At 35.6% G+C, this 22,437-nt stretch carries 21 protein-coding genes and 1 pseudogene; 21 read left to right on the top strand and 1 reads right to left on the bottom strand.

The features are described from left to right. Nucleotides 1–74: 74 nt before the first annotated feature. From RUH95_RS02245 to RUH95_RS02195, 12 genes and pseudogenes are all read left to right on the top strand, one after another. A complete protein-coding gene (locus RUH95_RS02245) occupies nucleotides 75–1,271 on the top strand; it encodes an alpha/beta hydrolase family protein (protein ID WP_313891186.1) in 1,197 nt (398 codons plus the stop codon). 22 nt (nucleotides 1,272–1,293) lie between these two features. Beyond that, a complete protein-coding gene (locus RUH95_RS02240) occupies nucleotides 1,294–2,088 on the top strand; it encodes an ABC transporter ATP-binding protein (protein ID WP_313891185.1) in 795 nt (264 codons plus the stop codon). Next, entirely contained in the window at nucleotides 2,081–3,718 is a 1,638-nt protein-coding gene (locus tag RUH95_RS02235; RefSeq protein ID WP_313891184.1) for a hypothetical protein, read from the top strand. Before RUH95_RS02240 ends, RUH95_RS02235 begins: the two co-directional genes overlap by 8 nt. Continuing rightward, the gene (locus RUH95_RS02230; RefSeq protein WP_313891183.1) at nucleotides 3,718–4,287 is read left to right on the top strand and encodes a nucleotidyltransferase family protein; all 570 of its coding nucleotides are present in this window, start codon (nucleotides 3,718–3,720) and stop codon (nucleotides 4,285–4,287) included. The genes RUH95_RS02235 and RUH95_RS02230 overlap by 1 nt, the downstream gene beginning before the upstream one ends. A gap of 13 nt (nucleotides 4,288–4,300) precedes the next feature. After that, the gene (locus RUH95_RS02225; RefSeq protein WP_313891182.1) at nucleotides 4,301–4,906 is read left to right on the top strand and encodes a hypothetical protein; all 606 of its coding nucleotides are present in this window, start codon (nucleotides 4,301–4,303) and stop codon (nucleotides 4,904–4,906) included. A gap of 111 nt (nucleotides 4,907–5,017) precedes the next feature. Continuing rightward, nucleotides 5,018–5,365, top strand: a pseudogene (locus tag RUH95_RS21495) (ATP-binding cassette domain-containing protein); the annotation flags it as partial. A gap of 129 nt (nucleotides 5,366–5,494) precedes the next feature. Further along, complete coding sequence (locus tag RUH95_RS02220; protein WP_313891181.1) at nucleotides 5,495–5,620, top strand: hypothetical protein; 126 nt, start codon at nucleotides 5,495–5,497, stop codon at nucleotides 5,618–5,620. 11 nt (nucleotides 5,621–5,631) lie between these two features. Further along, the gene (locus tag RUH95_RS02215) at nucleotides 5,632–6,201 is read left to right on the top strand and encodes a MauE/DoxX family redox-associated membrane protein (protein ID WP_313891180.1); all 570 of its coding nucleotides are present in this window, start codon (nucleotides 5,632–5,634) and stop codon (nucleotides 6,199–6,201) included. 361 nt (nucleotides 6,202–6,562) lie between these two features. Next, nucleotides 6,563–7,429, top strand: a complete 867-nt coding sequence (locus tag RUH95_RS02210) for an ABC transporter permease subunit (protein ID WP_313891179.1) — start codon at nucleotides 6,563–6,565, stop codon at nucleotides 7,427–7,429. A gap of 14 nt (nucleotides 7,430–7,443) precedes the next feature. Then, complete coding sequence (locus tag RUH95_RS02205; protein WP_397469469.1) at nucleotides 7,444–8,454, top strand: ABC transporter permease; 1,011 nt, start codon at nucleotides 7,444–7,446, stop codon at nucleotides 8,452–8,454. A 130-nt stretch (nucleotides 8,455–8,584) separates the two neighbouring features. Beyond that, nucleotides 8,585–9,151 (top strand): sigma-70 family RNA polymerase sigma factor, encoded by a 567-nt coding sequence (locus RUH95_RS02200; protein ID WP_313891177.1) that lies wholly within the window; start codon nucleotides 8,585–8,587, stop codon nucleotides 9,149–9,151. Beyond that, nucleotides 9,148–10,248, top strand: a complete 1,101-nt coding sequence (locus RUH95_RS02195; protein ID WP_313891176.1) for a DUF4179 domain-containing protein — start codon at nucleotides 9,148–9,150, stop codon at nucleotides 10,246–10,248. The genes RUH95_RS02200 and RUH95_RS02195 overlap by 4 nt, the downstream gene beginning before the upstream one ends. Nucleotides 10,249–10,289: 41 nt before the next feature. On the opposite strand, the gene RUH95_RS02190 is transcribed toward RUH95_RS02195, so the two are convergent. Continuing rightward, the gene (locus tag RUH95_RS02190) at nucleotides 10,290–10,988 is read right to left on the bottom strand and encodes a glucosamine-6-phosphate deaminase (RefSeq protein WP_313891175.1); all 699 of its coding nucleotides are present in this window, start codon (nucleotides 10,986–10,988) and stop codon (nucleotides 10,290–10,292) included. A gap of 140 nt (nucleotides 10,989–11,128) precedes the next feature. Between RUH95_RS02190 and cotE the strand changes: the two genes are divergently transcribed. The 9 genes from cotE to RUH95_RS02145 all read left to right on the top strand — a co-directional run bounded on the left by cotE (nucleotide 11,129) and on the right by RUH95_RS02145 (nucleotide 22,364). Continuing rightward, nucleotides 11,129–11,680: an outer spore coat protein CotE gene (cotE, locus tag RUH95_RS02185; RefSeq protein WP_313891174.1), complete on the top strand. Its 552-nt coding sequence runs from the start codon at nucleotides 11,129–11,131 to the stop codon at nucleotides 11,678–11,680. Nucleotides 11,681–12,100: 420 nt separating this feature from the next. Then, nucleotides 12,101–14,659 (top strand): DNA mismatch repair protein MutS, encoded by a 2,559-nt coding sequence (gene mutS, locus RUH95_RS02180; protein WP_313891173.1) that lies wholly within the window; start codon nucleotides 12,101–12,103, stop codon nucleotides 14,657–14,659. A gap of 34 nt (nucleotides 14,660–14,693) precedes the next feature. Continuing rightward, the gene (gene mutL, locus RUH95_RS02175) at nucleotides 14,694–16,475 is read left to right on the top strand and encodes a DNA mismatch repair endonuclease MutL (RefSeq protein WP_313891172.1); all 1,782 of its coding nucleotides are present in this window, start codon (nucleotides 14,694–14,696) and stop codon (nucleotides 16,473–16,475) included. A gap of 18 nt (nucleotides 16,476–16,493) precedes the next feature. Further along, nucleotides 16,494–18,146: a glycerol-3-phosphate dehydrogenase/oxidase gene (locus tag RUH95_RS02170; RefSeq protein ID WP_313891171.1), complete on the top strand. Its 1,653-nt coding sequence runs from the start codon at nucleotides 16,494–16,496 to the stop codon at nucleotides 18,144–18,146. Next, a complete protein-coding gene (locus RUH95_RS02165; RefSeq protein ID WP_313891170.1) occupies nucleotides 18,143–19,063 on the top strand; it encodes an alpha/beta fold hydrolase in 921 nt (306 codons plus the stop codon). The genes RUH95_RS02170 and RUH95_RS02165 overlap by 4 nt, the downstream gene beginning before the upstream one ends. After that, nucleotides 19,056–19,976, top strand: a complete 921-nt coding sequence (miaA, locus tag RUH95_RS02160) for a tRNA (adenosine(37)-N6)-dimethylallyltransferase MiaA (RefSeq protein WP_313891169.1) — start codon at nucleotides 19,056–19,058, stop codon at nucleotides 19,974–19,976. The genes RUH95_RS02165 and miaA overlap by 8 nt, the downstream gene beginning before the upstream one ends. Before the next feature lie 55 nt (nucleotides 19,977–20,031). Continuing rightward, nucleotides 20,032–20,253 (top strand): RNA chaperone Hfq, encoded by a 222-nt coding sequence (hfq, locus tag RUH95_RS02155; RefSeq protein ID WP_313891168.1) that lies wholly within the window; start codon nucleotides 20,032–20,034, stop codon nucleotides 20,251–20,253. A gap of 76 nt (nucleotides 20,254–20,329) precedes the next feature. Continuing rightward, the gene (locus tag RUH95_RS02150; protein WP_313891167.1) at nucleotides 20,330–20,629 is read left to right on the top strand and encodes a rhodanese-like domain-containing protein; all 300 of its coding nucleotides are present in this window, start codon (nucleotides 20,330–20,332) and stop codon (nucleotides 20,627–20,629) included. A gap of 484 nt (nucleotides 20,630–21,113) precedes the next feature. Beyond that, nucleotides 21,114–22,364 carry a methionine gamma-lyase family protein gene (locus RUH95_RS02145; RefSeq protein ID WP_313891166.1) on the top strand — a complete coding sequence of 417 codons (1,251 nt, stop codon included), beginning with the start codon at nucleotides 21,114–21,116 and terminating at the stop codon, nucleotides 22,362–22,364. Nucleotides 22,365–22,437 lie beyond the last annotated feature (73 nt).

Here is a 22,437-nt window from a genome sequence, read left to right as displayed (position 1 = left end):
AAGCGTTAATAGTCATGTTTCTTCTTATTAGTTCAGTTATTTTATTAACAGCGTGTGAGAAAGGGGGAAAGGAAATGACAGTAGAATCATTAGAAAGAGTTGAGGGTGCATGGCAAGGGGCAATAGAGGTTCCAAACTCACCTCTTCCAATTGAAATTCAATTTACAAAAACTGATGGAACGATTAGCATTCCGGTACAAGGCTTAGATAATTATAAATTATCTAGTGTAAAGCTTAAAGACGATTCTATTTTATTGGAGATGAACATGCAAGGACAACGAATTACATTTGATGGGAAAATAAATGATGACACGATTTCTGGGACGTTTACACAGAATGGTAGTGCGATTCCGTTTGCGTTGAAAAAAGGAGCTTTAGAAGTAGAGGAAGAAATAGGAGAAGCTGTTAGTGTTGAAGTACTAAACGGAACAATGAAAGGGCTACTTGTAAAGCCGGAGGGAGACGGCCCATTTCCTGTGATGATTATTATTGCTGGGTCAGGTCCTACAGATCATAATGGGAATTCAATTGCTATTCCAGGAAAAAACAACAGCTTAAAAATGATTGCAGAAGGTTTGGCAGAGCAGGGCATTGCTAGCATTCGATATGATAAACGTGGTGTTGGACAAAATGTTCTTTTAGCTGGAAAAGAAGAAGATGTAACATTCGAGCATTTCATCGATGATGCAAGGGCTTTTGTGGAGTTTGCTAAAAGTGACAAACAGTTTTCCAAAGTTGGAATTATTGGTCATAGCGAGGGGTCATTAATCGGAATGGTTGCTGCTGGAAAAACAAATATAGATGGATTTGTGTCGATTGCCGGGGCAGGCAGACCTATTGGTGAAGTGTTGTTAGAACAATTAGAAGCGCAGCTACCAGAAAAATTACTAACCGAATCAAAAGACATTCTTCGTAAGCTTGCTCAAGGAGAACTAGTAACAAACGTCAGTCCAGAGCTACAAAGTGTGTTTCGACCTTCTGTACAGCCATATATGATTTCATGGCTTGCTTATAATCCAGCAGAAGAAATTCAAAAGTTGAATAGTAAAGTGTTAATTATTAATGGTACGAATGATATACAAGTTCCTGTAAAGGATGCAGAAGCGTTATATGACGCAAAAGTTGCTTCTACTTTATTGTTAATAAAAAATATGAACCATATATTAAAAGAAGCACCTGCTGATGTAGAAGGCAATTTGGCAACGTATTCAGATCCTAATCTTCCGTTAGCAGAAGGATTATTGGAAGGTATTGTCGAATTTGTAAAGTAACTAATAGTTTGGAGGGTAATAAATGAACAAAGAAAAGATATTATCATTAACAGATTTGACGATGAGTTATGGAAGTAAAAAGATATTAAATGGTATTAACCTAGAAGTCTATAAAGGGCAAATTATTGGCTACATAGGTCCAAACGGTGCTGGTAAAAGTACGACAGTCAAAATTATGCTTGGATTAATCGAAGGGTATGGCGGGAAAATTGAGATTTTTGGTGAAGATATTGCCAAAGGAGATTTTTCCTATAAAGGGAAAATTGGATATGTGCCTGAAACAGCAGAAGTGTATGATAATTTAACTGCTTGCGAATTTTTAACATTTACGGGTGAATTATATGGATTAAGTAGTGAAAACTCAGAAAAGAAAGCATTTGAGCTGATGAAGGAATTTGGACTAGAAGCTGCCTTTCATCAGCGATTATCATCATTCTCTAAAGGTATGAGACAAAAGGTGCTAATTATTTCAAGCTTACTTCATGATCCAGATTTATTGTTTTTTGATGAACCATTAAGTGGATTAGATGCAAATAGTGTCATGATTATTAAAGAGATACTAGCACAATTAGCAGCACAAGGAAAAACGATATTTTATTCGTCACATATTATGGAAGTTGTCGAGAAAATTAGTAGTCGAATTATTTTACTTGTGGAAGGTAAAGTTGTAGCAGATGGAACTTTTGAAGAATTGCAAGAGCAAAGTGCAGAAGGTACATTGGAAGAAATTTTTAATCAGATTACTGGATTTACAGAACATAAACAAATTGCAGAACGATTTGTTGGACTTGTAAGTGAGGGTAGTGCGCATGACTGATTTTAAATCGCTTCAAGTGCTCGATTATTTTAAACCGCTATTTTTAAAAGTAGGCATTGACTACGAGATGATGCGAAAAATTTTGCAGTTGAAGCTGATGATGGATAGTAGACGGATGCCGACTATTTTTAATGGTTCGAAAGTGAAGAAAGAAGGCAATCAGTTTCTAAAATCACTATGGCTCTATGGTCTATATGGGCTTTTAATGTTAACGCCGTTTTTATTTTTCGGCAATGATTATATTTTTCAAATGAGCATCATATTTAGTTTGTTAATGTTTATATTAATGTCTTCCATGGTGTCTGATTTTTCGGCGGTGTTACTTGATATTCGGGATAAAACGATTTTGCATACGAAGCCGATAAGCAACCGAACTTTAAACGCTGCAAAAGTCGTACATATTATGATTTACATGTTTTTATTGACGGGATCTTTTGTAGTGATTCCTTTAGTTGTAAGTATTTTTAAGCATGGCATCGTATTTGCGCTTATTTTCATTATAGAAATTGTGTTAATTTGCTGTCTTGTCGTCGTTTTAACTGCATTTGCGTATTTGTTTATATTGCGATTTTTTAGTGGAGAAAAACTAAAAGATATTATTAATTATGTACAAATTATTTTAAGCATCGGCATAATGGTTAGCTATCAGCTCGTGGCACGTTCTTTTGAAATCGTGAATTTAAAAATATCGTATGTTTTTGAATGGTGGCATTTACTCTTACCACCTATTTGGTATGGTGCTCCTTTTGAGTTATTGCTACATCAAAATTACTCTACCGAGATGATTATTTTATCCGTTCTAGCGTTCGTTGGACCTATATTGTCGATTGCCTTATATATTCGACTTATGCCTGCTTTTGAACGAAATTTGACAAAGTTATTAAGTGATTCAAGTAGACGAAAAAAGAAATCTCAAAGAATGGTAAACTTATGGTCCAAAATATTATGTAGGACAGAAGAAGAGAGAACTTTTTACCGTTTTTCAACTTTAATGATGCGCCAAGAACGGGAACTGAAACTGAAAATTTACCCGCAATTAGGATTTGCGCTTATTCTGCCACCACTGTTTATATTTAGTGAAATACGAACACGATCATTCGAGGAAATAACGAGTGGAAATGGTTTTATGTTTATATACTTTAGCCTATTGGTCATTCCTACAGTAGTGCATATGTTGAAGTTTTCTAGTAATTATAAAGGGCATTGGATTTACAGAGCTGCTCCCATTCAAAATGAGGCAGTAATTTACAGTGGTACACTAAAAGCATGTATAGTGAATTTCTTTTTACCGATTTTCGTAGTGCTAAGCGTAATACTGACGGCATTTTTCTCCCTGGACATATTACCTGATCTTTTTGTTGTTTTACTCGTCGCAATTATGGTGACACTTATTGCTTTTAGCATGATGAATGGTGAAGTTTACCCGTTTTCAAATGCATACGAGCATACACAGGATATGAGTACGTTCAAGGTTTTCGCTACAATGTTTATTATTGGTTTCTTAGCGTTCCTACATTTTGTGATTTCCAAGATTCCTTATGGGTTATACGGCTATATGATTTTGCTCATCGTCACAATTTTCATAACCTGGCGTGTTCTTTTCCCTAAAAAGATAAGTGAGGTTTCATAATGAGGATAAAAAGTGAAGAAGACATCCTACGATTAGTAGAAGACGACGAATGGATGATGGATATATTAAAGACTGTCCAAACATTAAAGCTTACAGACTGGTGGGTGTGTGCAGGATTTGTTCGCTCAAAGATTTGGGATGTTTTGCATGGTTTTGATGAAAGAACGGTCTTACCTGATATTGATGTCATCTATTTTGATCCAACTAATGTAAATGAAAATGAGGAAAAAAAGCTAGAAATGCAGTTAAAAAGTGTTGCACCGTCTATTCCATGGTCCATTAAAAATCAAGCAAGAATGCATGTGAAAAATAATCTTCCTCCGTATTCATCTTCTATTGATGGAATGGCGAACTTCCCAGAAACTGCAACAGCTTTAGGATTAACATTGGGTGAGAAGAAGCATATTAGATTAGCTGCTCCGTATGGGATTAGTGATGTGATTAACTTAGAAGTAAAGCCAATACCTCGGTTCATGACAAATGAAATCTTAGCTTCCGTTTACGAGGAACGAGTACGAGAAAAGAATTGGATAGGCAGATGGCATAAGCTTAAAATTAGTCATATTTGATGAGGAGGGTTTGATGAAAAGGATTGTAAGTCTATTTACTTTACTATTGTTTGTATGTATTTTATCTGCTTGTAATAAAGAAGAACAGGTACAGGAACCAGGACTGAAACAAGTAGTAAATACGATTGCTGAATCCGAACTAACGGAAAGAGAGAAATCTCTACTGTCTGCTACTAGCGAAGTATCATTTGTTTTTGACTTTAATGTAGACGAAACGTTCAAACAAGCATCGGTATGGGTGGATAGATATGAGTTTGGTCAACTAGAAGTAGAAAATATAAATCATCTAACTACTACTATTGATAAAAAGGGCTTGATTACTTTCTTTACTACTCAAGTCCCAGGGAATGAAGATAAGTCTATATTTAAAACTTTTGCTAATGGTAGTGGTTCTACTACACTGCAAAAAATGGAGAGAGCCAAGCAAGGATATTGGGAAAGCAACCCTAATACAGAGATTCCGATGAGTGGAGAAAAAGTGCTAGCAGTCATTATTTTTTCGAATGGAAATGGAATGAGTTCACTCCCAGAAGATTTTTATGAGGATGTAGAAAATAATTTGGATCAAATAAAAGATTATGATGCTGTTTATGTATTACGAAGTGAATTTATCAAATAAAAATGAGTTTCTACTGAAAAGTAGAGCCTCATTTTTTTATTTTTTGTTAAAATTTTCATAGGAAATTTATTGATTTTATCCTAGTCTTTATGATATGTTTCATTATATGGGATTCCATCAGAAGGAAATATTTTATTTGATGATATTGATATACAATCTATTAAACAAGAATCTTTAAATAAGAATATCACTACAATTTTTCAAGACTTTATAAAGTATTCCTTTACAGTTAAAGAAAACATTGGATTTTCGGATGTCGAGAAACTGGGGGATAAAGAACAAATAATAGTAGCGGCCAAAAAAGTAGGTATTCATAGTGATATTGTAAAACTTTCCGAACAATATGAAACAAATTTAGGGAGATTTTTAAAAGATGGAGTTGACTTATCAGGAGGTCAATGGCAAAAGATAGCCCTTTCGCGAGCCTTATTTAAAGAAAGTAACGTAATTATTTTAGATGAACCAACCTCAGCTCTTGACCCTGTAGCTGAAATAGAGCTTCTCAAGCAATTCAAAGAAATTAGTGAAGGAAGAACTTCTTTTTTTATTTCACATAGAATGGCTGTTGGAAAAATGGTGGATCGAATAATGGTTATGAAAAATGGGATGTTAGTTGAAATTGGTACTCATGAAGAATTGATAAAGAAAAAAGGAGAGTATGAAAAACTTTACAGCATTCAATCTCAATTAATTAATAATCAATATGAAGGATAGGAAGTGAACTAATGGAACTCATATCATTATCCTGTAGAATAATTATTGGACTAATATTTTTTAGCTCTGCTATTTCAAAGTTTAGTAACATGATTGAACATATTGTTGTAGTTAGAAAATATCAAATACTGCCTCCCAAAGCAGTTAAATATTTCGCATATTTAGATGCAACCATTGAACTGATTGCTTCACTTTTAATTTTATTTGGGTATCGTATAGAACTGGCTAGCTTAGTAATTTTGGCATTAGTCATCGTGTATACAATTGCAATTATAGTTAATTTGATAAGAGGTAACAGAAATATGTCATGTGGATGTGGTGGGATTATTGGTGATCATAATTTAAGTTGGTTATTGCCAATTAGAAATATACTGATTTGTTCAATTATGGTGTTTTTAATGAACTATAATGGTCATATTTTCTCAATTGACTCTTTGCGTAGTAACTCGGTGTATTCATTAGATTCTGTCTATGTGTTTTCTACAATTGTTTCAAGTGTATTGGTAATAATAGTATATTCTAATTTGAGCTCGTTAGTTTATATTAGTAATTCTTTTAAAGAAATATTAGGAAAAGAATAAAGAATAAAGAATAAAGAATAAAGAATAAAGAATAAAGGGTAAAGGGGAAATTTTCAATGAGTGTCTCAATAACTTTATTATGGATATTTATGATTTTTCAAATGGTCATAATGTTTTTTCTAATTAGGCTAGTTACTGATTTTTTAAATAGATTTAGGCTTGAAAGTAGTAGCAGATATAATAACAACATTAATAACGAATAAGAAGTAAAATATGTGAATTTATTCAATTTATTTGGAGGAAGGTTTTTCCGGAAATATTATAGTTGTCATAGGTATTATTAACTGTTATTTATAGAATAATAACTTTTTTATAGTTTGAGTAGGTGTTAAATGTGATTTCAAAAGTGAGGGGGACATATATGAAGTATGTATTAGAGTCTGTTTTTCGCTTTATTTGCGTTGTTATTGGTTTAATTCTTCTAAGTGCGTTTGTAGGGTTGTTTTTGAATGGTCTCCAATTAGACATAGGGATATTTGTAAAAAATATTGTGCACATAACTAAATCACTTATTTTCTCCGAAAATTTAGTGGTAATTGGTTCAACTGGATCGGAGTACTCCATCTTTATTAACTATTGGGACTATTATTTTTACTCCATTATAATATTTCTTGCTGCTCTATTCACATCAATAACAATTGGTACTGTTTTATCGTATTTCACCATATTTTTACCGAATAAGATAAATAGAATCATAGTGAGAACAGCTTCTTTACTTGAATCGCTTCCCGACTTGTTTATAATTATTATCATTCAGTTTTCTGTTTTATATTATTATAAGCAAACTGGTACTATGCTGTTTCCAATACTTAGCACTTCTCAAACGAAGCCATACTTATTACCAATAATCGCTTTAGCCCTTATTCCATCTTTGATAGTATTTAAAATTATTTTGTATTTAGTCAATGAAGAATTAGAGAAACCCTATATATTACTAGCTAAAAATAAAGGGTTTGGAAAATCCCATATTTTTTTATTCCATGTATTAAGGAATATTGTTCCTAGTATTATTACACACAGTAAATCGGTTATTTTATTGCAACTGTCCACTATGGTTATTTTTGAGAAACTCTTTAATATTAATGGTATCATCACATATTTGATCAGATTTCCAGAGCCTAATGTAATAGCATTTACACTAATTATGATTTATGTGCCTATTTTCTTGTTTTATTCACTCGCTTCAATATTTGTTAAAAATAAAACAGGACAAAGATTGGAGTGGTGAAATAGGTGGGGATATTGAAGAAAGCTTTTGGGAATAAGTTATTTCTTACTGGATTTAGTTTTACAAGTGGATTGTTACTAATGAGCGTGTTGTACTTTTTGATTTTTCAAGATAAAATCCCAACTAGTTCCTTATTACTTGATAACAATGAGAAACCAATTCAACCACCCTATAGTTGGAAAGTGTATCCTCCTATGGGTACCGATAACTTTGGGAGGAATCTGGCAATAGTGATGCTTATTGGCGTGAAATACACCATACTTGCAGCAGCGGTTATTACTATACTAAGAGTCCTTCCTTCGATATTTATTGGATTTATTATTCATTTCTATTTAAGGAAAATTGAAAGACCAATTAAATATATAGCGGATTCGATTAATTACTTTCCAACAACACTATTAGTTTTTTTTCTTTTAGGTTGGTTTGGTACGGAAACTTTAGGATCGTATGGAGAAAGTCCACTTTCTTTTTGGGAGCTAATTTTCTTTTATATTTTTATATTAACGATTGTGTCGATTCCTGCTATATCAGTGTTAATTGCCAACGAGGCTAGATTAATAAATCAAATGGACTTTATTGAATGCTCTCGTATATTAGGAGCAAGTTCAAGGCGTATAATTGTAAAGCATATTCTTCCTACATTAACTCCACAGCTATTTATTATTTACATTAGAGAGTTTATTCAAACGCTAATTCTTATGGCACACCTTGGTGTATTGGGGATATTTATGGGGGGATATTTTGTTAAAAGAGATCTATTTGACGTGGCTCGAGTAGTTTCGAATTCAAGCGAATGGGCGGGTGCACTAGGTATGTGGTGGAATTTCCTTTGGACATCCTATCCATGGATTTCTTTAGTACCTATTGCCCTATTAACACTATTAATAATAGCAGCTAAGTGTATGTTAGATGGATTACAAGCGGTTCTTTCATCAGAAGAACAAGTTGTAAAAGTACCTGAACAAGAAGCTGTTGGACAAATGGATAAGCTAGAGCCTTTTCAGTTATTAAAAGCAAAAAGCTAATAATACAAAATCCTTCCACTATAAATAATGGAGGGATTTTATTTATTTCCTGTAAACTTGAGAGAAAATCTATTTCTATTCGTTGTATAGAGTGTAAAAGCTTTTACAAGAAAATGAGGAGAAATATACGATGAAATCAAATGAGAAAAACTTTATAAAGCGGCTGCAGCGGCAGGAAGAAGATGCATTAGAATTTATTGTTGGCGCATATTTACCTTTGATCAAGGGAGTTACGTATAAAGTTCTTGCTCCACTGCAAAATGAAGGTATTGTAGAAGAATGCATAAACGATATATTTCTATCCATTTGGAACAATGCTCTGAAATTTAAAGGCGATGGTACTGATTTTAGAAAATGGATATGTGCCATTGCGAAATTTAAAGCAATTGACTACTACAGACAAGCTATGAAAAAAGTAGAGTTCACTTCAGAATATATGGAAATGAATGCAGAAAAATCGGTAGAAGAGGAACTAATCATGATGGAAAACAGTTCGGAACTTATTAAACTCATTAATAGGCTAGATCCAATCGATAGAGAAATCTTTATGATGAAATATTTTCTAGGTATTAGCACAGAAGATATATGTAAACAGTTTGATCTAACAAGAACTGCTTTTGATAATCGAATTTATAGAGGGAAAAAGAAGTTTTCTGTGCAAGCTACAAGTCTAACATTTGGAGGTAATCTAATATGAAAGATATATATGAGTTGTTGAATGATGTAAAGCTAGATGAAAAAGAATTCATTGAAGTTGAAGTGAATGACCTAGAAAAAGCAAAAGTATTAAATACATTAAAAACATCCATTAAACGTAAGAAAAAATGGAGAGGTTGGAAAATGAATGTTGCAGCGGCGGCTATGTTTATTGGTTTATCTACTGCAATGGTAGGGCTAACGTTTCCAGCGTATGCGGGTGATATTCCCGTAGTAGGTGATATTTTTAGGTTTTTGGACAACGGTCGAACAGGACTTTATGATAATTACAAGGAATTCTCCACCGAGGTAAATATGACCGAAGAAAGTAAAGGAGTAGCGATCACAATCAACGATGCTATTTTTGACGGAGAAACAATTGCTGTAACTTACTCTGTTAAAAGTGAAAAGCCATTAGGTGACAATCCTTTTATAATGGATACTTTAGGGGTAAGAGGGACAAATCGTATGTCGGGAAGCTTAGGAATTACGAAAGTTGATGATTACAATTATGTCGGATTAATAACAGCTAGTAATTTTGAAGAAGATGATCGGGATGTGGTTCATTTTAAATGGGATATTGACCGCATTATGTTTGAAGGATCAGATGAAGCAGTTAATGGCAGTTGGAAATTTGCTCTTTCAGTAAAAGCGACTGATGCCGAGGTAACTGCACTGAATCATGTAACGGAGCAAGATGGTGTACAACTAACTATGACTAAATTAGCAGTAAATCCAATGTCATATACTGTATCTTACGATATACAAGTAGCGCAATCTGTAAAAGATAAGTGGGATGCTGTCGAAGTGGACTTAGCCATTACAGATGATTTAGGAAATGTATACGAAGGCCAAAACAATGGTGGGTATGGTGAAAATTCTTATGATCATCATACAAGTAAAACGTTTCAAAAATTAGATCCGAAAGCAACGAAGTTATTTGTAACACCGCATATTGTTTTAAGGAATTATTCTACAGATGATTCTGGTGGGGTGGAAATAACAAAAGATGGAGTAAAGGAAATAGTGAGTACAAATACTAAATCTGAAAGAGAAGAACATACACAAGAAGAAATAGTAATAGACTTACAAAAGTAATAAAAGAAAGGACTGTCGATTAAGAAGACAGTCTTTTCCTATTAGTTAATATCCGTAATAACCGATACGTGTGGGTGATTTTTCAAAACAGTAATTGGCCATTCTTCTGTTATTTCGTCCCCAAGTAAAGCCTCAAGTGCAAGACGCTTCTTTTCTCCAAATGCGAGCAAAATGATTTTTTTTGCTTTCATTATAGAAGCAATTCCCATCGTATAAGCAGTAGTTGGCATTTCTTCGTTATCACCAAAATACTGAGCATTTACTCCAAGTGTAGAATCCGTCAAGTTAGCAACATGTGTAACTGCGTCAAACGACGTGCCAGGTTCATTGAAAGCAATATGCCCATTTTCGCCAACGCCTAGAAATTGAATGTCTAATGGATACTCGTTTAAAAGATTTTCGTATCGTTCGCATTCAGCTTCTAAATTTTCAGCCATGCCATTTGGAATATTTGTTACTTTAAATGGTTTTCTCAAAAATAACTGCTGCTGCATAAAATAAGCATAGCTGTTTTCATTTGTAGATGGTAAACCTATATATTCATCTAAATTAAATGCAGTAACATGTGAAAAGTTTAAATCTGATTCGACTAATTGTTTATAAATAGGAATCATCGTACTTCCAGTAGCTAAACCTAACACATTTAATGTCCCGGCATTTAATTCATCTTGTAATTTTTGTTCGACAATTGCAGCAGCTTCTTGTTGATTTGTAACTGGTATTATTTCAAAAAATGACATCCCATTACCTCACTATTCATTGTTTATGCACTAATTGTATGCCCTCCAAATAGAAAGGTCAACGAATTATCCGAATAATGATGAACCCATTGGGCGAAAAGCGCATATGATGTTATGACTTGAACACAAGGAGGAAAAAAATGAAACATTTACGCCAGATTGTGACGAAAGCGGTTATTGCAAAAGGAAAAAAACGGACAGAATCTTGTGAGGTTCTTTGCCCGCCAAACACACCTTCAAGTATTTTAGGATGCTGGGTAATCAACCATACTTTTCAATCGAAAAAACAAGGGAAGTATGTCGAAGTAACAGGTAAATTTGATATAAATGTTTGGTACGCTCATCATGATCATTCCAAAACATCTGTTTTTACAGAAACAATCCACTACAAAGATCGTATTAAATTACATTTCCGAGATAGTGAATCAACAGGCGAAGACGTACATGTGCGCGTAATTCAACAACCAAATTGTACAGAAGCAATTATTATTGCAGGAGGAACCAAATTCCAAGTAACTGTTGAAAGAGAGTTGTTGGCAGAAGTTGTAGGAGAAACAACTGTATGCATTCAAGTACATGAACAAGATTTTGAAGAAGAATGGGCATTAAATGAAGAAAGCTCTTCTAGTTCGTCAAGTTCCTCTAGCTCATCCAGCTCTTCTCATGACAAAGACGATTCATCATCCCTTTAAAAAGCCGGCGTACACTTCCGGCTTTTTTTTTATAAAATCACAAAATTATGTCCTTTTCTAATCATTAGGCGTTTACTACGTAAAAAATAGCTTCATATTCGTGCTTTATCGAAATATTAAGTTTTAGTTAATGTATTTAATTCATTATTTTATGCAATTTGAGAATGTGAAATAATTTTTTGTTGGAAAAGTATCAAATAGGGATACAGCCAGTTATTTATTGATGCATACTAGTTGATTGGAGCGGCAGCTGTACGAGCTGAAAGACCACAGGAACACAAGTAAACGAGGAAATAGAAGCCGGGCACGCTGTAGCGGAAATCAACAGTTTCTTGCAGATAATTCTATCATAAAGGTACTGACGCATTTATTTTGTTATAATAAAATAAGAAAGAGGCTTAGTAGAGAGAAGGATTATTTATGACAACACAACAAACACCAATGATGCAACAATACTTAAAAATTAAAGCAGAATACATAGATGCATTTCTATTTTATCGTCTGGGAGATTTTTATGAATTATTTTTTGACGATGCGATTAAAGCTGCTGCTATTTTAGAAATAACATTAACGAGTAGAAAAGATGGCATTCCAATGTGTGGTGTTCCGCATCACGCAGCAGGAAATTATATAGAAACACTTATTACTAAAGGATATAAAGTGGCGGTATGTGAACAAGTAGAAGATCCAAAACATGCAAAAGGCGTTGTGAAAAGAGAAGTTGTGCGCCTCATCACACCTGGAACGATGATGGATGGAAAAGGCATGCACAATAAAACGAATCATTTTATCGCTTCTGCAGATTTAATCTCGCCGGAAGAAGTGTCTTTTTCTTATTTGGACGTTTCGACGGGAGACGGATTTTCAACAATTATTAAAGGCGATGAAAAAGAAATTGTGCAAGAATTATTGTCACTTCAAGCAAAAGAATTAATCGTTAGTGAACAATTATATGTACTGATTAATGATTTATCTGCTCAATATGATTTCACTTTATCGATTGAACAGGAAGAATTAAGTGACCAGGATGCAGAGAAGTATGTTGTGGATCACCCAATAGAGGCACAAAGAACGGTCAAACGATTATTACAATACATTCAAAAAACGCAGAAGCGCTCTTTATTGCATATTCAAGCGTTTACTTTTCAAACGCGCGATTCGTTTTTAGCAATCGATTATCATTCTAAACGAAATTTAGAGCTTATTTCTTCTATTCGTAATGGCGACCAAAAAGGAACTTTATTGTGGTTGTTGGACGAAACGATTACTGCAATGGGTGGCCGTAAGCTTAAGCAGTGGATTCACCAGCCACTAGCCGATAAAAAAGCAATTGAAAATCGTTTAATGGTTGTCACTAGTTTCTTAGATGATTTTATGTTGAGAGAAGAGATTAAAGAAGCATTTAAAGAAGTATACGACTTGGAGCGTTTAGTAGGAAGAATTGGATTTGGTAATGCAGGGGGAAGAGATCTTGCGCAACTTAGAAAATCACTGTCTAAAATTCCTTTCATTAAACAACAGTTAGTTCATTCGAATAATGATACTTTAATAGCACTAGGAAATGCGTTAGAAGATTGCCAGGATATTTGGAGAACATTAGAAACTGCTATTAGTGAAAATCCACCTATTGCTGTTAAAGATGGTGGAGTGATTAACAACGGGTATAATGAGCGGTTAGATCAACTAAGAGATGCTTCTATTAATGGAAAGAGATGGATTGCGGAGCTGGAGCAAAGAGAAAGAGAAATAACTGGCGCAAAAAATTTAAAAATAGGGTATAACCGAATATTTGGCTATTATATCGAATTAACGAAATCGACGATCCATTTAGCAGATGAAACAAGATATTTGCGTAAGCAAACACTTGCCAATGCAGAGCGTTATATTACAGATGAGCTAAAAGAAAAAGAATCGCTTATTTTATCAGCGGAAGATGAAAGTCTTTTATTAGAATATGACTTATTCACTCAGTTAAGAGAAGAAATTAAAGGATATATTCCACAAGTACAGCAGCTAGCGAAGCAAATTAGTGAGTTAGATGTGTATATTTCGTTTGCGCAAGTCGCAGAAAAATATCGTTTAACAAAGCCCGTTTTTCATGAATCAAATGCAATGGAAATTAAAGAAGGTAGACATCCAGTTGTAGAAAAAATGATGAACAATCAATTATATGTGCCAAATGATTGCCGTTTAACAAACGAAGAAAACATGCTGTTAATTACTGGGCCTAATATGTCCGGTAAAAGTACATTTATGAGACAAGTAGCAATTACGATTATTATGGCACAAATTGGCTGTTATGTTCCGGCTGAATCAGCAAAATTGCCAATTGTAGATAAGATTTTCACACGAATTGGGGCGGCGGATGATTTAGCTGGTGGTCAAAGTACGTTTATGATTGAAATGATGGAGTCGCAAAATGCCATTATGAATGCAACGGGGAAAAGTTTGTTGTTATTCGATGAAATTGGACGAGGTACTTCTACGTATGACGGCATGAGCTTAGCGCAAGCCATGATGGAATATATTCACAATCGTATTGGAGCAAATACGTTATTTTCCACGCATTATCATGAACTAACAGATTTGCAGCAAACATTACCTAAACTTCGAAATGTGCATGTTGCAGCGACGGAAAAAGATGGCCAAGTAGTATTTCTTCATAAGTTAAAGGAAGGGCCAGCAGATAAAAGTTATGGTATCCATGTAGCGCAACTTGCACAACTTCCGGAAGAAATTATTGCAAGAGCAACAGAAATCCTTACTACATTTGAGCAAAAAGAGAAAAATGATTCGACTGTTTCTTCCGTTCAAGAGGAGCAGCTATCCTTCTTTGAGGAACGGGTAGAGCAACCGAAAGAAAAAGTGGACATTCCAAACGAAAAAATAATGAAAAAACTTAAAAAAATAAATATATCTGGCACTACGCCACTAGAAGCATTGCAATTATTATATGAATTACAAAATGAATTAGAATAGACGAGCAATTTTAGAAAGTAGGTGAGAGCTAAGCATGGGAAGTATTATCGTAATGGACGAGCTCCTTTCCAATAAAATCGCGGCTGGTGAAGTAGTTGAACGACCAGCTTCTGTCGTAAAAGAGCTTGTAGAAAATGCAATTGATGCAGGAAGTACATCGATCGAAATTATGTTAGAAGAAGCTGGACTAATAAAGATACAAGTAACCGATAATGGAAAAGGAATGGACGAGGCTGACGCAGTACAATCCTTTTCTCGACATGCTACTTCTAAAATTACAACAGAGCATGATCTTTTTCGAATTAGATCGCTAGGGTTTCGAGGAGAAGCATTAGCGAGTATTGCATCTGTTTCTAAAATTAGTTTATGGACTTCTGATGGAGAAAATGTAGGAACGAAAGTAGAGCTGGAAGGAGGACGAGTTCTTTCTTGTACACCAGCACCAATTCGACGAGGCACAGACATTATCGTGAAACAATTATTTTTCAACACACCAGCTCGTCTGAAATATTTAAAAACAATTCAAACGGAGCTTGGTCACACGATTGATTTGATTAACCGTTTGGCACTTAGTTTTCCAACGATCGCGTTTAAGCTAACGAACAACCAACAAACGATTACACAGACGAGTGGTAGAGGTGACTTAAGGCAAGTGCTTGCAGCTATTTATGGTGTATCCAATGTGAAGCATATGATTGCATTTGAACAAGACTCTTCTGATTTTCATATTTCGGGATTTGCAACTTTGCCTGAGATTACGAGAGCTTCGAAAAATTATATAACAATTCTTGTCAATGGTCGGTGGGTCAAACATTATGGGTTAAACAATGCAATTGTAGAGGCGTATCATACGCTTTTACCTATCGGCAGATTCCCAATTGTCGTATTAAATATTGAAACAGATCCAATGCTAACAGATGTGAATGTGCATCCTGCAAAGCATCAAATCCGGTTAAGTAAAGAAAAAGAATTGATGGAGCTTGTAAGAACAACGCTGCGTGCCGTAATCCACCGGGTGCAGCAACCTCCAAAAATTGTAGAAAAGCCAGAAGTGAAAAAACAGCCGAGCATACAATTTGATTTCTTCAAACAAACGGCACCAGTTCCAGCTCGAGAAGAACCAACTTTTCGGTATGGAGAACAGCCGATTGTAGAACGACCAACTGTTGTTTTTGATGAAATAGAGCCTTTAGAAGAAGTTTTACTAGAGGAAGCTGTAGAGCCTAAAGCACCTTTTCCAGATTTACATGTGGTCGGACAAATTCATGGAACATATATCGTTGCGCAAAGTGACGATGGGTTTTATTTGATCGATCAGCATGCAGCTCAAGAACGTATCAAATATGAATTTTATAAAGAAAAAGTAGGAGAAGTAAACGCGAGTGAAAGACAAGCTTTACTGCTACCGCTAACTTTTCACTATTCACTAGATGAATCTTACCGGATAAAAGAGTCTTTGGATGCATTAAAAGAAGTGGGCATATTCTTAGAGGAATTTGGGGGATCTAGTTTTGTCGTTCGGGAACATCCGACATGGTTTCCGAAAGGCCATGAGATGAAAATAATCGAAAGCTTGATTGAGCAAGTGCTAGTAAATCGCAAGCCGGATATCAAAAAGCTAAGAGAAGAAGCAGCTATTATGATGAGTTGCAAGCTGTCGATAAAAGCCAACCATTATTTAACGCTAAAAGATATGGAACAACTATTGGAAAGCTTAAAAAATGCAGAACATCCGTTAACTTGTCCTCATGGGAGACCAGTTATCGTTCATTTTACAACATATGAAGTGGAAAAAATGTTTAAACGAGTGATGTAGAAGGGGTGGATACTATTGATGAAATCTTCTGTGGAACGCGAACAAATATTGAACACGCTAAATTTTTATGAATTTGATGTATTAGTAGTTGGTGGAGGTATTACAGGTGCTGGTATTGCACTGGATGCCGTAACGAGAGGTATGTCCGTTGCACTTGTAGAAATGCAAGATTTTGCGGCAGGTACATCGAGTAGGTCCACGAAGCTCGTTCATGGTGGTCTTCGTTATTTAAAACAATTAGAAGTGAAAATGGTTTCGGAAGTTGGAAAAGAACGAGAAATTGTATATGACAATGCAGTTCATGTGACTGAACCAGAATGGATGCTGCTACCATTTCATAAAAAAGGCACATTTGGTCCACTTTCTACTTCGGTTGGTTTAAAAGTATATGATTATTTAGCTGGTGTGAAAAAAGATGAAAAAAGATTGATGCTTTCTGCAGAAGAAACGCTCCAAAAAGAACCATTAGTAAAAAGTGAGGGTCTTCTAGGTGGAGGATATTATGTCGAATATCGAACAGACGATGCAAGATTAACAATCGAAGTAATGAAAAAAGCGATTGAAAAAGGAGCAGTCTGTTTAAACTATGCAAAAGTGAAATCATTTGTTTATAACGATCAAAATGATGTCATTGGAGCAGAAGTAATAGATCAAGCGAAGAAAAAAAGAATAACAATTCATGCGAAAAAAATTGTGAACGCAACTGGTCCTTGGGTAGACTCGGTTAGAGCATTAGATGCAATCGATAACAATAAAAAGCTAAAACTGACAAAAGGTGTCCATGTTGTAATCGATCAAAAGCATTTCCCGCTTCAACAAGCTATCTATTTTGACACACCTGATAAACGGATGATTTTTGCGATACCAAGAGAAGGAAAAGCATATGTTGGTACAACCGATACATTTTTTGAAGGGGATTTACAAAACCCGCTTGCGACAAAAGAAGATGTTGCATACCTTTTACAGGCAATCCATTATATGTTCCCAACCGTACAAGTTTCAGAGCAACATGTAGAATCTACATGGGCAGGAGTACGCCCGCTCATTTACGAAGATGGAAAAGCACCTTCGGAAGTATCTCGTAAAGATGAAATTTGGGAGTCGAAATCAGGCTTGTTTACGATTGCTGGAGGTAAGTTGACGGGATACCGAAAAATGGCAGAGTCTATAGTAGATAGAATTTCTAAACAGCTAGGGGATCATCAATATGGACCTTGTGTGACGAAGCATTTAGCTTTATCTGGAGGGGATGTTGGAGGCACTCGAAATTTCCAAGCATTTACCGAGCAAAAAGCACAACTTGCTCGTTCTTATGGACTTACGTTAGAAGAAGGAAGAAGACTGGCGAAGTTTTACGGTTCAAATGTTGATCTTGTTTATCAATATGCCCATATCTTACAGTCGACAACGACTTCTAGTTTGCCGTTAAGTGTTCTTGCGGAGTTATATTACGCTATTCATTATGAAATGGCATATGCTCCAGTAGACTTTTTAGTGCGTAGAACGGGAATGCTTTATTTTCATATAGAGCAATATAAAGCATTGTATATGGATGTGTTGACGGCGATGAAACAGTTACTGAATTACTCGGAGAAAGAAACTGCTTATTTCGAACAGCAATTAACGAATTTGCTACATGAATCTACTTTAGAAGGAGGGGGTGCTTCATGAAATCTATTTTAGAAGCAGAAATGTCGGATGGTCATTTCATCCATGTGGTGAAGTATATGCCTGAGCAAGTCCCAATTGGTCATGTGCATATTGTACATGGCATGGCGGAGCATATAGCAAGATATGATGAATTTGCACTATTTCTAGTAAGTAGAGGGTTTATCGTTAGTGGGCATGATCATAGAGGGCATGGAAATACAGCAGCTAAAAATGGTCAGCTCGGCTATTTTGCTGATTCGAATGGCTTTGAGCGAGTAACAGAAGATGTACGAGAAGTGTTAGGAAAAGTTCGGGAAGATATAACGGATGTTCCACTTATTTTATTTGGACATAGTATGGGGTCTTTCATAACACGTAGATATATGCAAAAATACAGCGATTCATTGTCGAAAGTAGTTATTTGTGGAACTGGCTATAGTCAAGGTTTACTTGGAAGCTTAGGAGAAGTAGTTAGCAAAGTATCAGGCAAATTGCAAACGCCAAAAACGGAAAGCAAATTAATGAATCAGCTGTCTTTTGGTGGTTTCAATAAACAATTTAAAGACGCAAAAACGCCGTTTGACTGGTTAAATTCAGATGAAGCAGAAGTAAAAAAATACGCAGATGATCCGATGTGTGGATTTATTCCTTCGAACCAATTTTACGCGGACTTGTTGTATGGTATAAAAACTGTGCACAAAACGGGAGAAATTAATCGCATTAGAAAAGATTTGCCCGTATTCATCATAAGTGGTGCACAAGATCCAGTAGGAAACAATGGAAAAGACATATTTAAAGTAGCGAAAGGTTTGACGAATGCAGGGATGAAAAATGTAACGGTTCAATTAGTAGAAAACGCAAGGCATGAGATTTTATTGGAGAAAAATAAATTAGATACATTCGACACTGTAGCGAAATGGTTGATGCATAATGAATGAAAATCCTTTCGTTATCGCAATTGTGGGACCGACCGCAGTTGGGAAAACGGCACTTAGCATAGAGCTCGCCAAGACGTTTAACGGAGAAATCATTAACGGTGATTCGATGCAAGTTTACAAGGAGCTATCAATTGGGACGGCTAAAATTACCGAAGAAGAAATGGACGGCGTTCCTCATCATTTATTGGACTTTAAAAAACCGACCGAAAGTTTTTCGGTAGCGGAGTATCAAAAGCTAGTTCGAGGAAAAATAGAGGAAATTGCTGCCCGCGGGCGACTGCCGATTATCGTTGGTGGTACTGGACTTTATATACAATCCGTTCTTTTCGATTTCAGGTTCACGGAAGAGCCAAAACAAGATAATAGCTTACTACTGGAACTTGAAAAACTGTCGCCGCAAGAATTATACGATAGATTAATGAGTGTCGATCCAGTTGCTGCTGCTGATATTCACCCGAATAATATTCAACGTGTTATGCGTGCAATTGAACGGGTGGAGCTTAGTGGGAAAGTGAAAAGTGAAATCGAAAACAACCAAGGGCATGAAGAAATATATCCGCATTATATTATTGGACTTAATATAGACCGTGAACTCCTTTATGAACGAATCAATAAACGAGTTGATATAATGATGGACAGTGGATTGCTTGCGGAAGTAAGGGCGCTACATGAAAAAGGAATTCGAGATGTTCAATCAATTCAAGCGATTGGCTACAAAGAAATTTACGCCTACTTGGACGGACAAACGACGCTAGAAGATGCAACTGATTCGTTAAAACAAAACTCCAGAAGGTATGCCAAACGTCAGTTAACTTATTTCCGTAATAAAATGGATATCCATTGGTATAATCCTTTTAAGCAATTGGAAATAATATTGAAAGAAATTAACGGAATTGTGCAGGATTTAAATTAATTAAGGCGAATACTAATAGGTGTGGGGTTATTATAGACGCATGGGGGTATTGGGAATGAAACCAGTAAATATTCAAGACAATTATTTAAATCAGTTAAGAAAGAATGACATTTTTGTAACGGTATTCTTATTAAATGGATTTCAGTTAAAAGGCACGATCAAATCATACGATAATTTTACCGTTTTACTTGAATCAGATGGCAAACAGCAACTAATCTATAAACACGCAATTTCAACGTTTTCACCGTCTAAGTCTGTCAATTTGAACGCTGAATAATACCGTTTGTTTGACATAATCATATGCTCCTATTATTATTTGGAGGAATATATACAACGGAAAGTGGAGATGACTTATGAATACGATTACAACAGAAGAGCTTTTACAAAAGATAGAAGCAGGCGAAATGTTTAGTTTAATAGATGTACGAGAAAGTGACGAAGTGGCAACTGGAGTTATTCCAGGGGCAGTTCATATTCCACTTGGTTCTGTCGATGTAAGTTTGGATCAAATTGATAAAGCTATTCCACATATTATTATTTGCAAAGCTGGAGGAAGAAGTGCGAAGGCTTGCGAAATATTAGAAGAGAATGGCTATAATGTAACAAATCTTGTTGGTGGAATGATGGCATGGGAAGGCGAGCTAGAATTTTAATTTGATTACAATTTGAGGCTAATTTCATTCATTGAAATTAGTCTTTTTTTGATAAGAATGGGAATGGATTCCGTTACAAACGGACGCTTTCCGCGGGCACGGCTTCAGCCGCTTCCTGTGCTCCTGCGGTTACTCGTCGCAAAACAAAGTTTCGCTGCGCTCAGTCCAGGGTCTTCAGCTCGGTGCTCCTGCGGTTACTCGTCGCAGAAAACATCCGCTGTTCCCGCTGGAGTCGCCGCTTTTCACTACATCCATATCCTAAAGATGAAAAAGGAAAAATCTAGCCGTATAATTGTGAAAAAAGCTATTGAATGTTACGAGTAGTGAGAACAATATTGCGCATAACTATGGTAATGTTGCGAGTAGTGCCAATAATATTGCGCAAAACTATAACTATGTTGTGAATAATTTATCGAGAGTTAACATTCAACAAAAAACTTTCTAGTATTATTGTATACGTGTTAAAAATGAAGGAGACAATGAAATGAATTTTACGACGACGTTATCTGAAAAAGTGTTAGCACTTGCAGAACAAGCAGAAGTGAAAATTGCAAGTTTTCATAAAGATGTAGAAAAAATAGCCTTTATGAATCAACAAAAAGTCATACATGCTTTTAAAGAGCATCATGTAAGCGACCACCATTTTAACCCATCAACAGGCTATGGATATGATGATGATGGACGAGATACACTCGAAAAAGTATATGCAACTACATTTGGAGCAGAAGCTGCGCTTGTACGACAACAAATAATTTCTGGTACACATGCTATTTCTATTAGCTTATTTGGCGTATTGCGGCCGAATGATGAATTACTATACATAACAGGTAAGCCGTACGATACGCTTCAGTCCATTGTAAGTGGTCAAGGAGAAGATACTGGCTCTTTAGCGGATTTCGGCATCAGCTATCAGCATGTTGACTTACTTGAATCGGGTGCAATTGACTGGACGGCAGTGGAAAAGGCAGTGAAAAGCAATACGAAAGTCATTGCTATCCAAAGGTCAAAAGGATATGCCCTACGTCCTTCATTTACGATAGAGCAAATAAAAGCAATGGTCCAAAAAATTAGAGTTTTAAAAGAAGATGCGATTATTTTTGTCGACAATTGTTACGGCGAATTTGTGGAAGAGCTAGAACCAACAAATGTTGGCGTAGATTTAATGGCGGGATCTCTTATTAAAAATCCTGGTGGCGGTATTGCAAAAACAGGAGGATATATTGCAGGGAAAAGTGAATTCGTCACGAAGTGTGCTTACCGAATGACTTCTCCAGGCATTGGAGCAGAAGCTGGAGCATCTCTAAACACGCTTATGGATATGTACCAAGGATTTTTCTTAGCGCCTCATATTGTTTCACAAGCTGTAAAAGGTGCTATTTTCACTTCGGCCGTATTAGAAGAAGTCGGTATGACAACGGAGCCACATTATAGCGAAAAAAGAACAGACCTTATTCAATCGGTATCTTTCCAAACAGCGGATCAGATGATTCAATTTTGCAAAGCAATTCAAACGCATTCTCCAGTAAATGCTCAATTTGCGCCTGAACCTTCCTATATGCCTGGCTATGAGGATGATGTTATTATGGCAGCGGGAACTTTCGTGCAAGGCTCTAGTATGGAACTTACTGCGGACGGACCAATTAGACCTCCATATACAGCGTTTATCCAAGGGGGATTAACGTATGAACATGTGAAATATGCTATTTTAGGTGCGGTACAAACATTGGACAGTTAAGCATTTCGACCACTTTCTTATAGCGAAAAGAAAGTGGTTTTTTTCTAAAGAAAATTTCGTGTTAGTTTATCTA

Source organism: Psychrobacillus sp. (assembly GCF_032154225.1).
Classification (GTDB): Bacteria; Bacillota; Bacilli; order Bacillales_A; family Planococcaceae; genus Psychrobacillus.
This window is presented reverse-complemented; position numbering and strand designations above follow the sequence as displayed.